This window comes from Xanthomonas sp. AM6, from assembly GCF_025665335.1.
Taxonomy (GTDB): domain Bacteria; phylum Pseudomonadota; class Gammaproteobacteria; order Xanthomonadales; family Xanthomonadaceae; genus Xanthomonas_A.
The window spans coordinates 3,623,798-3,639,049 of sequence record NZ_CP106869.1 but is presented as its reverse complement, the minus strand read 5'-3'; the positions used below and the strand labels follow the sequence as shown (position 1 = coordinate 3,639,049).

The window sequence follows — 15,252 nt, the reverse complement described above, 5'->3', positions numbered from 1 at the left end:
GCCTTTCCACGCCCGTCGCGCAGGACCGCACGCCGCCCATGCCCAGCCTTTCCTCCGCCCACGACGCGGCCATGCCGCGGATCGCGGTGCTGGTTCCCTGCCACAACGAAGCGGCCACGATCGGCCGGGTGGTCGCCGATTTCGCCGCGCAGCTGCCGTCCGCCAGCATCCACGTGTTCGACAACAACTCCAGCGACGCCACCATCGAGCGCGCGCGCGCGGCCGGCGCGCAGGTGCGGCAGGTCGCGCTGCAGGGCAAGGGCAACGTGGTGCGGCGCCTGTTCGCCGACGTCGAGGCCGACGTGTACGTGCTGGTCGACGGCGATGCGACCTACGACGCGGCGATGGCGCCGGCGCTGGTTGCGCGGCTGCTGCGCGACGGGCTGGACATGGTGGTCGGCGCGCGGCGCAGCGACGAGGCCGCCGCCTATCGCGCCGGACACCGCGTCGGCAACGTGCTGCTGACCCGCTGCGTGGGCTTCCTGTTCGGGCGCAGCTTCGACGACATGCTGTCCGGCTACCGGGTGTTCTCGCGCCGCTACGTGAAGTCGTTTCCGGCGCACGCCGCCGGCTTCGAGACCGAGACCGAACTGGCGGTGCACGCGCTGCAGCTGCGCATGCCGGTGGCGGAAGTGGCCACCGCCTACGGCGCGCGGCCGCAGGGCTCGCAGAGCAAGCTGCGCACCTGGCACGACGGCACCCGGATCCTGCTGACCATCCTGCGCCTGTTCAAGGCCGAGCGGCCGCTGCTGTTCTTCTCGCTGGGCTTCGGCGCCTGCGTGCTGCTGGCGCTGGGCCTGGCGGTGCCGCTGGTGCTCACCTACCTGCACACCGGCCTGGTGCCGCGCTTCCCGACCGCGATCCTGTGTTCGGCGCTGGTGCTGCTCGGCTTCTTGCTGCTGGCCTGCGGGCTGATCCTGGACACGGTCACCCGCGGCCGGGTCGAGGCCAAGCGCCTGGCCTATCTGGCGGTCCCCGCGCTGCCGTTGCCGCCGTCGCCGTCGCCGGCGCACGCCGCGGCAGCGCTTGCCGACACGCCATGAGCGCGGCCATCGCGGCATCGCCGCGCCCGAACCGCCGCCAGCGCCTGCTGCGCGCGCTGCACCGCCGCTTCGCCTTCCACAGCCGCGGCAACGTGATCGCCGCGGGCGTCGCCGCCGCGCTGCTCGGCGGCCTGCTGGCGCTGCTGCTGGGCCAGGACGCCAACTGGGACCTGCGCAACTACCACCTGTACAACGGCTATGCCGCATTGCACGGCCGGCTCGGCGTGGACCTGGCGCCGTCGCAGTTGCAGAGCTACTTCAATCCGCTGCTGGACGTGCTGCACTACGCGCTGATGACCGGCCTGCCGGCGCCGCTGGCCGGGTTCGCGATGGGCGCGCTGCATGCGCTGGCGTTCCTGCTGCTGGCCGGGATCGTCTGGGAAGTGCTGGACCCGCGCCTGGACCGCGCGCGGCTGGCGCCGTGGCTGGCCCTGGCCGGCATGTGCAGCGCCGCGTTCCTGTCCGAGTTCGCCGGCACCATGGCCGACAACACCAGCGCGCTGCCGGTGCTGGGTGCGCTGCTGGCCGCGCTGCACGCGCAGCGCCGGCAACGGGCGGCCGGGCAGGGCGTGGCGATCGCGTGGTGGGCGCTGGCCGGCGCGTTGCTGGGCCTGGCGGTGGCCTGCAAGCTGACCAATGCGCTGTACGCGCTGGCCCTGGGCGTGGCGGCGCTGGTCGCCGGCGGCCGCGCGCGGCAGCGCGTCGGCGGCGCCGCGGTGCTGACCGCGGCCACCGTGCTCGGCTTCGCGATCCTGGCCGGGCCATGGCTGCTGGGCGTGTGGAAGACCTTCGGCAACCCGCTGTTCCCGCAGTTCAACAGCCATTTCCTGGCGCCGCTGGCACAGCCGGTGGCGCTCAGCGATACGCGCTGGCTGCCGAAGGGCTGGCTGCAGTGGCTGAGCTGGCCGCTGCACTTCTCGTTCGCGCCGAACCGGGTCAGCGAGGTCGCCCTGCGGCAGATCGTCTGGCCGCTGCTGTACCTGCTGGGGCTGGCGGCGCTGCTGCTGGCCGCGCTGCGCCGGCCGCGCCGGCCCGCGGCGGCCAGCGACGTGGCCGCGCCGGCGTGGCGCGCGCTGCTGGTGTTCTTCGTGGTCGCCTACCTGGCCTGGCAATCGGTGTTCAGCATCCAGCGCTACCTGGTGGTGCCGGAGCTGCTGGCGCCGCTGGTGCTGTGGGTCGGGCTGCGGCGGCTGCTGCCGGCCCGCATCGCGGCGCCGGCGGCACGATGGACCCTGATCGCCTGCGCGCTGGTCGCGCTGGCCGGCTGCGGCGACTGGGGCCACGAACGCTGGGCGCGTACGGCGTTCCGGGTGCAGGCGCCGGCCCTGCCGCAGCCGGCGCGCAGCCTGGTGCTGCTGGTCGGCGACGCGCCGCAGTCGTGGCGGATCCCGTTCCTGCCGGCGCAGGCGGCGTATGCGTCGGTGGCGTCCAATTTCCCCGAATCGCCGGCCTACGCGGCGCGCGTGCGGGCGATGCTGGCCGAACGCGGCCAGGGCTATGCGCTGCTGCCGGCGACGGTGGACCGCAATGCCGAGCGGCTGCTGCGGCTCAATGCGCTGGCCGCGCGGCTGGGCCTGGACCGGGGACCGGAGTGCCGGCTGATGCGGCGGCTGGCGCGCAAGCCGGTACGCGCGGCGCTGGCCGAGCATGCCGGGCGTTGCCGGTGGACCATGCTGCCGGAACGGGCCATCGACATCGCCGCCGGCGACCGCCAGGCGCTGGCGCTGGCCGACCAGCAACTGGCGCGCTACGGCCTGATGCTGCAGCCGGGGACGTGCGCGGTCCACGACGCGTGGGTCGGGCAGGCGCGGTTCCCGTACCAGTGGTGCCGGGTCGGCCGGCGCTGATGCGCGCCGGCGGGCCCTAGGGCAGTACGTAGCCGGCCTCGCGCAGCAGCCCGGCCAACGCGATCAGCGGCAGCCCGACCAGGGCGGTCGGGTCCCGGCTGTGGATCGCGCTGAACAGGCTGATGCCCAGGCCCTCGCACTTGAAGCTGCCGGCGCAGTCCAGCGGCTGTTCGGCGGCGACGTAGCGGGCGATCTCCTCGGCCTGCAGGTCGCGAAAGCGCACCTCGGTCAGGTCGCAGGCCTGCAGCGCGCGCGCGCCGTGCAGCAGGCACACCGCGGTATGGAAGCGCACGCTGCGCCCGGACATCGCCGCCAGCTGCGCCTGTGCCGCGGCGGCATGGCCGGGCTTGCCCAGCGGCTGGCCGTCCAGCTCGGCGACCTGGTCCGAGCCGATCACCCAGGCATCGGCCGCGCCGGCCGCCACCGCGGCGGCCTTGGCCAACGCCAGGCGCTGCGCCAGCGCCAGCGGCGCCTCGCCCGGCAGCGGGGTCTCCTCGACCTGCGGGCGGGCGCTGTCGAAGGGCAGGCGCAGGCGCTGCAGCAGCTCGCGGCGATAGACGGAGGTGGAGGCCAGGATCAGGCGCGGCATCGGCGGACGGCAGGGCGGCGGGGAGGCCGGGGCCGGCAGTCTGCGGCGGCGGGTTCGGCCGGGCAAGCCGGGCGCCGGGCGCGCAGAATGGGGAGGACGGCAGGATGCAGGGACGGGTTTGACAGCGCCCCCGCCAGTCCTTAACATTCTGCGGCTTATGTCCGCGAACGTGCCCGAACTGTTGGATGCCTGGCGGATGGTCGCAGCGCGCAGGGTCTTCGAAGACCGCCTGCCGCTCTCGGCGATGACCCGTCTGCAAGGCAGCCTGGCCGATACCGAAGGCGAATGCCGCTACACGATGGAATTCGGCCGCGACGCTGTACTGCAAGTGTCCTACGTCGAACTGACGCTCGAAACCGCGCTGCCGCTGATCTGTCAGCGCAGCCTGCAGCGCTTCCTGCTGCCGGTGTCGAGCGTGCAGCGGCTGGGATTGATCCGCAGCGAGGACGAAGAGGCCGCGCTGCCGCCGGATTACGAGGCCTTGCTGGTGCCGGACGACGGCATGCTGCGGCCCGCCGATCTGGTCGAGGACGAGTTGGTGCTGGCGGTGCCGCTGGTGCCGGTGGCGCCCGGAAGCGAGGCAGTCGAACAGGACTGGCCGGCGACCGAGGAAGAGGTGAGCAAGGCCAACCCGTTCGCGGCGTTGGCGGCGCTGAAGAAACAGTAGCGGTCGGCCCGCCGGCCCGCTGCCTGAGGTTGTTGCCGGACGCGCGCGTCCTGCGCGACGTAATGACGACAGATGTAAACGAACCGAGTTTGGAGCAATCCCATGGCTGTGCAGAAATCCCGTGTCACCCCGTCCCGCCGCGGCCAGCGCCGTTCGCACGACGCCCTCAGCGCCAAGCAGCTGTCGACCGATCCGACCAGCGGCGAGATCCACCTGCGCCACCACATCACCGCCGACGGCTACTACCGCGGCAAGAAGGTGATCGCGACCAAGACCTCGCAGGTCGAAGAAGATTGATCCGTGCCCGTCCATCGCGCAGCGGCGGACGGAGTCACCCATCTTCACAGGCCGCGCCATGGCGGGCGGCCTGCGTAACAGGCAACAGGAACCAGCATGAGCAAGCGGATCTACTCCAGGATCGCGGGCACCGGCAGCTATTTGCCTGAAAAAGTGTTGACCAACGACGATCTGTCGCACATGGTCGATACCAGCGACGAATGGATCCGCACCCGGACCGGCATCCGCGAGCGGCACATCGCCGCGCCGGGCCAGACCGCCGGCGACCTGGGCTACGAAGCCGCGCTGAAGGCGATCGAGGCGGCCGGCATCGATGTCGCCGCGCTGGACATGATCGTGGTCGGCACCACCACCCCGGACCTGATCTTCCCGTCCACCGCCTGCCTGATCCAGGCGCGGCTGGGCGCGGTCGGTTGCGCCGCGCTGGACGTCAATGCCGCCTGTTCGGGCTTCGTCTACGCGCTCAGCGTGGCCGACAAGTTCATCCGCTGCGGCGACGCCAAGACCGTGCTGGTGATCGGCACCGAGACCCTCAGCCGCATCGTCGACTGGACCGAGCGCACCACCTGCGTGCTGTTCGGCGACGGCGCCGGCGCGGTGGTCCTGCGCGCCGACGCCGACACCGGCATCCTCAGCACCCATCTGCACGCCGACGGCAGCAAGAAGGAACTGCTGTGGAATCCGGTCGGCATCTCCACCGGGCTCGGCGACGGCACCGGCGATGCGTCGGCCGGCGGCATCCAGATGAAGGGCAGCGAGGTGTTCAAGTACGCGGTCAAGGCGCTGGACGCCGTGGTCGACGAGACCCTGGACGCCAACGGCCTGGACAAGCACGACCTGGACTGGCTGATCCCGCACCAGGCCAACCTGCGCATCATCGAAGCCACCGCCAAGCGCCTGGATCTGTCGATGGACCAGGTGGTGGTGACGGTGGACATCCACGGCAACACCTCGTCGGCCTCGGTGCCGATGGCGCTGGACGTGGCGGTGCGGTCGGGCCGCGTGCAGCGCGGCCAGCTGCTGCTGCTGGAAGCCTTCGGCGGCGGTTTCACCTGGGGCTCGGCGCTGCTGCGCTACTGAGTCTTCGGTCCGGCGGCACCGGCCTGCAGGCCGGGCCGTGCGGTGCAGGCGCGCGCGGCGTGCCGCGTGCCGCCTCACTCCCATCCCAGCATGAAGCGGCGAACGCGCCGCATCCCCGTTAATGGCGAACGCGCGCGGTCGACGCAGGTACATGCGCGCGCTGCCCGCGCATGCCGCCGCATCGCGAATCAAGCGCCCGCGGATTGACGTGCCACCGTATATCGGCAGGCAGACATCGGCTGGCCGCGATCCAGAGATCCGCCAACGTCTTCCCGGCTGTCGATTTGCGTCGCCGACGCGCGTCGTAGGACAAGCAGGCTTATGCGCCTGCGCTCCTGTCCTGTCCGAGGTGACCGACGATGCCCTTGCAGCTCTACGCCCATCCGTTCTCGTCCTACTGCCAGAAGGTCCTGGTCGCGCTGTACGAGAACGGCACGCCGTTCCAGTACCGGCTGCTGTCCCCCGACGACCCGCAGCCGATGGCCGAACTGGCCGCGCGCTGGCCCTTCGGCCGCTTCCCGCTGCTGGTGGACGGCGACCGCACGGTCGCCGAGTCGACGATCATCATCGAGCATCTGGCCGTGCACCATCCGGGGCCCGCGCGCCTGCTGCCGTCCGATCCGCGCGCGGCGCTGGAGGTCCGTTTCATGGACCGCTTCTTCGACAACTACGTCTCCACGCCGCAGCAGAAGATCGTCTTCGACCGCCTGCGGGCCGAAGGCGAGCGCGACCCGCGCGGGGTGGCCGACGCCCGCGCCATGCTCGACACCGCCTATGCCTGGCTGGAGACGGCGATGGCCGGCCGCCGCTGGGCGGCGGGCGACGCTTTCAGCCTGGCCGATTGCGCCGCGGCGCCGTTCCTGTTCTATGCGGACTGGACGCATCCCATCGACGCGGCGTTCGCGAACGTCCTCGCCTACCGCCAGCGGCTGCTGGCGCGGCCGTCGTTCGCCCGCGCGGTGGACGAGGCGCGGCCGTATCGGGCGTTCTTTCCGCTCGGCGCGCCCGACCGCGATTGAGCGCCCAACGGCGGCGGGTCGGGCGCCTCGGGGCGCGGCCCGCGCGCCTGTGCGTTGCGTCGAGCGGCATGCCGCAGCGCGGCCGCTCGGCCGGTTCGGCACCGGCGGCCGGGATCCGCGGCGGACGCGGCCGCAGCGGCGGGCGGAACACGCACATACGCCCGGGTACAGACGTACGGCCGGTTTCGCCCGTATCATCGCCGCTCGATTTTTGCAGGGCGGATCCGCGTGACCGATTCCACACTAGCCTTCGTTTTCCCCGGCCAGGGTTCGCAATCGCTGGGCATGCTGGCCGAACTGTCCGAACTGCATCCGCAGCTGCGCGACAGCTTCGTCGAAGCCTCCGACGGCGCCGGCGTGGACCTGTGGGCGCTGAGCCAGGGCGGCCCCGAGGAAATGCTCAACCGCACCGAATACACCCAGCCGGCGCTGCTGGCGGCCAGCGTGGCGCTGTGGCGGCTGTGGCTGGCCCAGGGCGGCGCGCGTCCGGCGCAGCTGGCCGGGCACAGCCTGGGCGAGTACAGCGCGCTGGTCGCGGCCGGCGCGCTGTCGCTGCACGACGGCGCGCACCTGGTGCGCCTGCGCGGCCAGCTGATGCAGGACGCGGCCCCGGCCGGGGTCGGCGCGATGGCCGCGGTGATCGGCGCCGAGGACGCGCTGGTCGAGGAGGTCTGCGCGCAGGCCGCCGGCAGCCAGGTGGTGGTCCCGGCGAACTACAACTCGCCCGGCCAGGTGGTGATCGGCGGCGACGCGGCCGCGGTCGAGCGCGCGCTGGCGCTGCTGGCCGAGCGCGGCGTGCGCAAGACGGTGAAGCTGGCGGTCAGCGTGCCCTCGCACACGCCGCTGATGCGCGAAGCGGCCAACCGCCTGGCCGAGGCGATGCGCGGCCTGGCCTGGCACGCGCCGCAACTGCCGGTGGTGCAGAACGTCGACGCCCGGGTGCACGACGGCGTCGATGCGATCCGCCAGGCGCTGGTCGAGCAGCTGTACCTGCCGGTGCGCTGGACCGGCTGCGTGCAGGCGCTGGCCGCGCGCGGCGCCACCCGGGTCGCCGAATGCGGCCCCGGCAAGGTGCTGACCGGGCTGGTCAAGCGCATCGACAAGTCGCTGGACGGGCGCGCCCTGGCCACCCCGGCCGACTTCGCCACCGCGCTCGAGACCTGGGCCGCCTGATCCCGCTGCCGCGCGCGGGCGGGTCCGCCCGCGGCGGCCTCCTCTCCCTCGGCGCCTGGCGCGCCGTCCGTCCCCCAAGGAACAGCAGATGAGCAAGCCATTGCAGGGCGAGATCGCCCTCGTCACCGGCGCCAGCCGCGGCATCGGCGCGGCCATCGCCGACACGCTGGCCGCGCAGGGCGCCACCGTCATCGGCACCGCGACCTCCGCCTCCGGCGCGCAGGCGATCGGCGAGCGGATGGCCGCCGGCGGCGGCCACGGCCGCGCGCTGGACGTGACCGACCCGGCCGCGGTCGACGCGCTGATCGAGGCGATCGGCAAGGAATTCGGCGCGGTCTCGATCCTGGTCAACAACGCCGGCATCACCCGCGACAACCTGCTGATGCGGATGAAGGAAGAGGACTGGCAGGCGATCATCGACACCAACCTGACCAGCGTGTTCCGCACCTCCAAGGCGGTGCTGCGCGGCATGATGAAGGCGCGCAAGGGCCGCATCGTCAACATCGCCTCGGTGGTCGGCGTGACCGGCAACCCGGGCCAGGCCAACTACGCCGCGGCCAAGGCCGGGATCATCGCCTTCTCCAAGTCGATGGCCAAGGAAATCGGCTCGCGCGGCATCACCGTCAACGTGGTCGCGCCGGGCTTCATCGACACCGACATGACCAAGGCGCTGCCCGAAGCGCAACGCAGCGCGTTGCTGGAACAGATCGCGCTCGGCCAGCTCGGGCAGCCGGCCGACATCGCCAACGCGGTGGCGTTCCTGGTCGGCCCCGGGGCCGGCTACATCACCGGAGAGACTCTGCATGTGAACGGCGGAATGTACATGCCGTAAGCCTGCGGCGCAGGGAACGCGCCTAAGTGGCTGATCGAGCGGCGTTTATGCAGCGATGCAAGGGCCGGGCGGTTTCCACTACACTATCCAACGCGGCCATCGCAGCCCGATGGCGTTTCGAACCACCACTACTCCATCTGGAGCGATATCCCAATGAGCACCATCGAAGAACGCGTCAAGAAAATCGTCGTCGAACAACTCGGCGTCAAGGAAGAAGAAGTCACCAACAGCGCATCGTTCGTCGATGACCTCGGTGCCGACTCGCTGGACACCGTCGAGCTGGTGATGGCGCTGGAAGAAGAGTTCGAGTGCGAGATTCCGGACGAAGAAGCCGAGAAGATCACCTCGGTGCAGCAGGCCATCGACTACGTCAAGGCGCACGTCAAGAGCTGATGCTCCGTTCTCGATCGCGATCGGCGCCTGCGTGGGTCCGGTCCGCGTGACAATCCCATGGGGCCGCGCATGCGGCCCTGTGTTTTTACAGCGTCAACGCCGCGCGCACCGCGGTGAGGAGATTTCGCAATGAGCCGTCGCGTCGTCGTAACCGGCATGGGCCTGGTATCGCCGTTGGGCAATGACCTGGCCAGCAGTTGGGAAGGAATCGTCAACGGGCGTTCCGGCATCGGCCCGATCACCCAGATCGATGCGTCGCAGTTCACCACCAGGATCGCCGGCGAGATCAAGGATTTCGATCCGACCAAGTACATGTCCTCCAAGGACGCCAAGAAGATGGATTCGTTCATCCACTACGGCGTCGGCGCCTCGCTGATGGCGCTGGACGATTCGGGCCTGGTGATCGACGACAGCAACGCCGAACGCATCGGCGCGATCCTCGGCTCGGGCATCGGCGGCCTGCTCGGCATCGAGGAGCAGACCATCAAATTCCACGAGGGCGGCGCGCGCAAGATCTCGCCGTTCTACGTGCCCAGCACCATCATCAACATGCTCCCCGGGCAGGTGAGCCTGCTCAAGGGCCTGAAGGGCCCGACCTTCTCGGCGGTCTCGGCCTGCGCCACCTCCAACCATTCGATCGGCACCGCGCTGCGCATGATCCAGCACGGCGATGCCGACGTGATGCTGGCCGGCGGCGCCGAGCGCGGCTCCTCGCCGACCTCGGTCGGCGGCTTCTGCTCGATGAAGGCGATGTCCACCCGCAACGACGATCCCGCCGCCGCCTCGCGGCCGTGGGACAAGGGCCGCGACGGCTTCGTGCTCGGCGACGGCGCCGGCGTGCTGGTGCTGGAAGAGTACGAGCACGCCAAGGCCCGTGGCGCGCGCATCTACGCCGAACTGGTCGGCTTCGGCGCCAGCTCCGACGCGTTCCACATGACCGCCCCGAGCGAGGACGGCGAAGGCGCCGCGCGCAGCATGGTCGCGGCGATGAAGGACGCCAAGCTCAACCCCGAGCAGATCGACTACCTCAACGCGCACGGCACCTCCACGCCGCTGGGCGACTTGGCCGAGACCCTGGCGATGAAGCGCGCGCTCGGCGACCACGCCTACAAGACCATGGTCAGCTCGACCAAGTCGATGACCGGGCACCTGCTCGGCGCGGCCGGCGGCGCCGAGGCGATCTTCTCGGTGATGGCGATCCACACCGGCATCATTCCGCCGACGATCAACCTGGAAGAGCCGGGCGAAGGCTGCGACCTGGACTACGTGCCGAACGTGGCGCGCGAGAAGAAGATCGACGTGGCGATGTCCAATGGATTCGGCTTCGGCGGGACCAACGGGACGCTGGTGTTCAAGCGGATGTGATTGAGCCGGGAGTGGGGATTCGGGATTGGCAAGAGCTGGAGCCGTCCCAGTTCCTCTCGCGATCCGCGCTTCGTTCGTTTGTCGGCCTGCGCAAGCCGCCTGGTGGTGCGTATGCTTCTGGGGTCGCGCGTTGTCCGTTACGCGCGATGACGCGCCTGCAGCGCTGAGGCGTGGTCCGCACGCGCCAGCGCTCTGGCGGCGCGCGTCGCGAGGTCAATTGCAGTCGCGGTGGTGCCGGATGGGGCGTCGTGTCGCCCGGCAGGTTGCTGCGGTGGCGGCGCCGGTTCGTTCTATCGCATGCTGCAGCACGCTCGTGCCAGGCGCTTCGCGAGGTAGCGGGTTGTAGGCGCCGATCGTTCGCATGGAGCAGGGCGCCGCCGCCTGCGTCCGCGTCATCTCCATCTTCCAGCGGGTCTCCGATGCTGCGTACCGTTCCCCTGCCGGCCGACACCGATCTGCTGGCGCTGCACCGCCTGGCGCCGCAGCGCTACCCGCTGCTGCTGGAATCGGCCGCCTCGGGCACTGCGCAGGGACGCTGGGACCTGCTGCTGGTCGCCAGCGGCGAGGGCCTGCGCCTGGAGCGCGACGGGGCGACCCGCGACCTGCACGGCGCCGCGGTCGCCGGCGATTTCCTGGCGGCGCTGGACGCTCACTGGCAGGCCGCACGCTGCGCGCGCGAGGAACCGCGCTGGCCGTTCCGCGGCGGCTGGGCGCTGCTGCTGGACTACGAACTGGCCGCGCAGGTCGAACCGGTGCTGCAGTTGCCGCAAGGGCAGGCGGCGACGCCGGTCGCGCTGGCCTTGCGCTGCCCGGCCGCGCTGCTGCGCGACCACGCCAGCGGCGAATGCGTGGCGCTGGCGGAAACCGCGTACGCCGGGCTGCTGGACCAGGCGCTCGCCGATCTGCAGGCGCTGCCCGCCGCCGCAGCGTTGCCGGCCTGGACCCCACCGCTGGCGATCGAGGAAGACCCGCCGCAGCGCTTCGTCGACGGCGTGCGCCGCATCCTCGACTACCTGCGCGCCGGCGACGTGTTCCAGGTCAACCTGTCGCGGCGCTGGACGGCGCGCTTCGCCGCCGATCTGGACCCGGCCGCGCTGTACGCGCAGCTGCGCCGCGCCAACCCGGCGCCGTTCGCCGGCCTGTTCGTCGGCCATGGCCGCGCGGTGGTCAGTTCCTCGCCGGAACGGCTGGTGTCGGTGCGCGGCGACGTGGTCGAGACCCGGCCGATCGCCGGCACCCGCCCGCGCGCGCCCGGCGACGACGAGGCCGCGCGCATCCGCGAGCTGGTCGGGCACCCCAAGGAACGCGCCGAGCACGTGATGCTGATCGACCTGGAGCGCAACGACCTGGGCCGGGTCTGCGCGCCGGGCAGCGTCGAGGTCGACGAACTGATGACGGTGGAGAGCTACGCCCACGTGCACCACATCGTCAGCAACGTGCGCGGGCGGCTGCGCGATGGGGTCAGCCCCGGCGAGGTGATCCGCGCCACCTTCCCCGGCGGCACCATCACCGGCTGCCCCAAGGTGCGCTGCATGCAGATCATCGCCGAGCTGGAACAGACTCCGCGCGGCGCCTACACCGGCGCGTTCGGCTGGCTCAACCGCGACGGCGACATGGACCTGAACATCCTGATCCGCACCGCCGAGGTGGACGGCGCGCAGGCGCAGTTCCGCACCGGCGCCGGCATCGTGGTCGACTCGCAGCCCGAGCGCGAACTCGACGAGACCCGGGCCAAGGCGCGCGGCCTGCTGCGCGCGCTGGAACCGTGAGCGGCACGCACGCGATACCGGCCGGTGCCGGCCGCGCGGTATCCTGCACCCCGTTGAATTCGCTTCGAGGTGGTCGTGGCTTGGGCTAAACGCGGGTGTCTGACCCTGCTGGCGGCATTGCTGGTGCTGGCGCTGCTGGCCGCCGCGGCCGGCGCGTGGTGGTGGCAGGGCTATCGCGCCTTCGCCGACCAGCCGCTGCAGGCCGCGCAGCCCAGCGTGGAGGTGGCGCGCGGGGATTCGTTCAACGGCATGCTGCGCAAGCTGCGCGCGGCCGGGGTCGCACAGGGCAGCAACCTGCAATGGCAGCTGCTGGCGCGCCAGCTCGATGCCGCCGGCAAGCTCAAGGTCGGCGAATACGCGCTGCAGCCGGCGCTGAGCCCGCGCGAGCTGCTGCTGCGCATGCGCAAGGGCCAGGTGATCCACTACCGTTTCACCATCGTCGAAGGTTGGAACATCCGCCAGCTGCGCGCGGCGCTGAACGCGGCCACGCCGCTGCGCCACGTCACCACCGGGCTCAGCGACAGCGAACTGATGGCCCGGCTCGGCCAGCCCGCCCAGCACCCGGAAGGCCGCTTCCTGCCGGAGACCTACCTGTACCAGCGCGAGGACAGCGACCTGGACGTGCTGCAGCGCGCGCATGCGGCGATGGACAAGGCGCTGGCCGAGGCCTGGGCCGCGCGCGCCACCGACCTGCCGCTGCAATCGCCGGAGCAGGCGCTGATCCTGGCCTCGATCGTGGAGAAGGAAACCGGCCTGGCCGCCGAGCGGCCGCAGATCGCCGGCGTATTCGTGCGCCGCCTGCAGCAGGGCATGAAGCTGCAGACCGACCCGACCGTGATCTACGGCATCGGCAGCGCCTACGACGGCAACATCCGCAAGCGCGACCTGGAGACCGACACGCCGTACAACACCTACACCCGCGCCGGCCTGACCCCGACCCCGATCGCCATGCCCGGGCGCGACGCGCTGCGCGCGGCGACCAATCCGGCGCCCGGCGACAGCCTGTACTTCGTCGCGGTCGGCGACGGCAGCGGCGCGCACGTGTTTTCCGCCAGCTATGCCGAACACACCGCGGCGGTGGCGCGCTATCTGCAGCGGCTGCGCCAGGCGCGCGACGGCGCGGCGGTGACGCCATGAGCGAGGCCGTGCTGCGCCACCACCGCTTCGTCAGCCTGGAAGGCGGCGAGGGCGCCGGCAAGACCACCGCGATCAACGCGATCCGCGACTGGCTGCACGCGCAGGGCCACGAGGTGGTGCTGACCCGCGAGCCCGGCGGCACGCCGCTGGCCGAACGCATCCGCGAACTGCTGCTCGGCAACGCGCCGGCGCAGGCGCCGGCCGAACCGCTGGCCGCCGAGACCGAGCTGTTGCTGGTGTTCGCCGCGCGCGCCCAGCACGTGCGCCAGGTGATCCGTCCGGCGCTGCAGCGCGGCGCCTTCGTGGTCAGCGACCGCTTCACCGATTCCAGCTACGCCTACCAGGGCGAGGGCCGCGGCCTGGACCGCGCCTGGATCGCCGACCTGGAACGGCGCGCGGTCGGCCTGCAGCCCGGCCTGACCCTGCTGCTGGACCTGGACGTGCGCATCGGCCGCGCCCGCACCAGCGGCCGCGACCTGTGGCCGGACCGGATCGAGAGCGAGCAGGACGATTTCTTCCAGCGCGTGCGTGCCGGCTTCCGCCAGCGCGCCGCGCAGGATCCGCAGCGCTTCCGCACCATCGACGCCAGCCAGCCGCCGCAGGCGGTGGCCCACGACGTGGCCGCGGCGCTGGCGGCCTGGGTACAGCAGGAGCGCGCGCCGTGAGCCCCGTTTCGACCGACACGCTGCCGTTCGCGCCCTGGCAGCAGCGCGCCTACGAGCAGACCGTGGCCGCACTGGACGCCGGCCGGCTCGGCCACGGCCTGCTGATCTGCGGCCCGGACGGCCTGGGCAAGCGCGCGGTGGCGCTGAAGCTGGCCGCGCACGTGCTGGGCCAGGGCGAACCGGCGGCGAACCTGCGCAGCGCGCAGCTGATCGCCGCCGGCACCCACCCGGACCTGCAGCTGATCTCGTTCATTCCCAACCGCACCGGCGACAAGCTGCGCACCGAGATCGTCATCGAGCAGGTGCGCGAGATCTCGCAGAAGCTGTCGCTGACCCCGCAGTACGGCGTCGCCCAGGTGGTGGTGGTGGACCCGGCCGACGCGATCAACCGCGCCGCCTGCAACGCGCTGCTCAAGACCCTGGAAGAACCGCAGCCCGGCCGCTACCTGTGGCTGATCAGCGCGCAGCCGGCGCGGCTGCCGGCGACCATCCGCAGCCGTTGCCAGCGCCTGGAGTTCAAGCTGCCGCCGGCCGACGAGGCGATCGCCTGGCTGCTGGCCCAGGACTTCCCGGAGAAGACCGCGCGCGAAGCGCTGGACGCCGCGCGCGGCCACCCCGGGTTGGCCGCGCAGTGGCTGCGCGAGGACGGCCTGAAGCTGCGCCGGCAGGTGGCCGCCGACCTGGAACAGGTCGCCGCCGGCAAGCTGGGTACCCTCGACGCCGCGCAGCGCTGGAGCGGCGACGGCCTGGCCGAGCAGCGCCTGGGCCACGCCGCCGACCTGGCGCTGGCGCAGGCCTCGCAGGCCGGCTTGACCGACCCGGCGCGATTGCACAAGCTGGCCGCCTGGTTCGACGCAGCCAACCGCACCCGCGACCTGCTGCGCACCACCGTCCGTGGCGACCTGGCCATCGCGGAACTGTTGCTGGCCTGGCGCGATGGCGATCGCCCGGCCCGGAGAGGGACACAACGATGAGTGCGATGAGCGGACGCCAGGGCATCCTGTCGCTGGCGGTGAAGGACAAGGCGGCGCTGTACAGCGCGTACATGCCGTTCGTGAAGAACGGCGGCATCTTCGTGCCCACGCCCAAGCGCTATTTCCTGGGCGACGAAGTGTTCCTGCTGCTGACCCTGCCCGATTCCAGCGAACGCCTGCCGGTGGCCGGCAAGGTGATCTGGGTGACCCCGATGGGCGCGCAGGGCAACCGCACCGCCGGCATCGGCGTGCAGCTGCCGGACAACAACGAAGGCGAGACCATCCGCAACAGGATCGAGACCCAGCTGGCCGGCACCCTCAACGCCGACAAGCCCACCCAGACCATGTGAGCCGCCGCGCGGGCACGGCTCGCGCGGGACCGTTGACGCCAGCCGCGGCAGC

The 15,252-nt window shown here is 71.7% G+C and carries 16 protein-coding genes; 15 read left to right on the top strand and 1 reads right to left on the bottom strand.

Annotated features, from left to right (window positions below; genetic code table 11):
• The first annotated feature begins 38 nt into the window (after positions 1-38).
• Positions 39-1,043, top strand: coding sequence for a glycosyltransferase family 2 protein (locus tag OCJ37_RS15405; RefSeq protein ID WP_263110606.1), 1,005 nt, complete (start codon positions 39-41; stop codon positions 1,041-1,043).
• Positions 1,040-2,890, top strand: coding sequence for a glycosyltransferase 87 family protein (locus OCJ37_RS15400; protein WP_263110605.1), 1,851 nt, complete (start codon positions 1,040-1,042; stop codon positions 2,888-2,890). Before OCJ37_RS15405 ends, OCJ37_RS15400 begins: the two co-directional genes overlap by 4 nt.
• Before the next feature lie 16 nt (positions 2,891-2,906).
• On the opposite strand, the gene OCJ37_RS15395 is transcribed toward OCJ37_RS15400, so the two are convergent.
• The gene (locus OCJ37_RS15395) at positions 2,907-3,479 is read right to left on the bottom strand and encodes a Maf family nucleotide pyrophosphatase (RefSeq protein ID WP_263110604.1); all 573 of its coding nucleotides are present in this window, start codon (positions 3,477-3,479) and stop codon (positions 2,907-2,909) included.
• A 157-nt stretch (positions 3,480-3,636) separates the two neighbouring features.
• Between OCJ37_RS15395 and OCJ37_RS15390 the strand changes: the two genes are divergently transcribed.
• From OCJ37_RS15390 to OCJ37_RS15330, 13 genes are all read left to right on the top strand, one after another.
• Entirely contained in the window at positions 3,637-4,146 is a 510-nt protein-coding gene (locus OCJ37_RS15390) for a YceD family protein (RefSeq protein ID WP_263113704.1), read from the top strand.
• 102 nt (positions 4,147-4,248) lie between these two features.
• A complete protein-coding gene (rpmF, locus tag OCJ37_RS15385) occupies positions 4,249-4,443 on the top strand; it encodes a 50S ribosomal protein L32 (RefSeq protein ID WP_009608206.1) in 195 nt (64 codons plus the stop codon).
• Positions 4,444-4,539: 96 nt separating this feature from the next.
• Positions 4,540-5,523 (top strand): beta-ketoacyl-ACP synthase III, encoded by a 984-nt coding sequence (locus OCJ37_RS15380; protein ID WP_263110602.1) that lies wholly within the window; start codon positions 4,540-4,542, stop codon positions 5,521-5,523.
• A 359-nt stretch (positions 5,524-5,882) separates the two neighbouring features.
• Complete coding sequence (locus OCJ37_RS15375) at positions 5,883-6,542, top strand: glutathione S-transferase family protein (protein ID WP_263110601.1); 660 nt, start codon at positions 5,883-5,885, stop codon at positions 6,540-6,542.
• Between the two features lie 228 nt (positions 6,543-6,770).
• On the top strand, positions 6,771-7,715 hold the full coding sequence (gene fabD, locus OCJ37_RS15370; RefSeq protein ID WP_263110599.1) for an ACP S-malonyltransferase: 945 nt from the start codon (positions 6,771-6,773) through the stop codon (positions 7,713-7,715).
• Between the two features lie 88 nt (positions 7,716-7,803).
• The gene (fabG, locus tag OCJ37_RS15365; protein WP_263110598.1) at positions 7,804-8,547 is read left to right on the top strand and encodes a 3-oxoacyl-ACP reductase FabG; all 744 of its coding nucleotides are present in this window, start codon (positions 7,804-7,806) and stop codon (positions 8,545-8,547) included.
• Between the two features lie 153 nt (positions 8,548-8,700).
• Positions 8,701-8,940, top strand: coding sequence for an acyl carrier protein (acpP, locus tag OCJ37_RS15360; protein ID WP_046981398.1), 240 nt, complete (start codon positions 8,701-8,703; stop codon positions 8,938-8,940).
• 129 nt (positions 8,941-9,069) lie between these two features.
• Positions 9,070-10,305 (top strand): beta-ketoacyl-ACP synthase II, encoded by a 1,236-nt coding sequence (fabF, locus tag OCJ37_RS15355; protein ID WP_263110597.1) that lies wholly within the window; start codon positions 9,070-9,072, stop codon positions 10,303-10,305.
• A gap of 419 nt (positions 10,306-10,724) precedes the next feature.
• Complete coding sequence (locus OCJ37_RS15350; protein WP_263110596.1) at positions 10,725-12,074, top strand: aminodeoxychorismate synthase component I; 1,350 nt, start codon at positions 10,725-10,727, stop codon at positions 12,072-12,074.
• Positions 12,075-12,149: 75 nt separating this feature from the next.
• Positions 12,150-13,211 (top strand): endolytic transglycosylase MltG, encoded by a 1,062-nt coding sequence (gene mltG, locus OCJ37_RS15345; protein ID WP_263110595.1) that lies wholly within the window; start codon positions 12,150-12,152, stop codon positions 13,209-13,211.
• Positions 13,208-13,876 (top strand): dTMP kinase, encoded by a 669-nt coding sequence (tmk, locus tag OCJ37_RS15340; RefSeq protein ID WP_263110594.1) that lies wholly within the window; start codon positions 13,208-13,210, stop codon positions 13,874-13,876. Before mltG ends, tmk begins: the two co-directional genes overlap by 4 nt.
• Complete coding sequence (locus OCJ37_RS15335; protein ID WP_263110592.1) at positions 13,873-14,850, top strand: DNA polymerase III subunit delta'; 978 nt, start codon at positions 13,873-13,875, stop codon at positions 14,848-14,850. The genes tmk and OCJ37_RS15335 overlap by 4 nt, the downstream gene beginning before the upstream one ends.
• Positions 14,847-15,200 carry a PilZ domain-containing protein gene (locus tag OCJ37_RS15330; RefSeq protein ID WP_263110591.1) on the top strand — a complete coding sequence of 118 codons (354 nt, stop codon included), beginning with the start codon at positions 14,847-14,849 and terminating at the stop codon, positions 15,198-15,200. The genes OCJ37_RS15335 and OCJ37_RS15330 overlap by 4 nt, the downstream gene beginning before the upstream one ends.
• The last annotated feature ends 52 nt before the right edge of the window (positions 15,201-15,252 follow it).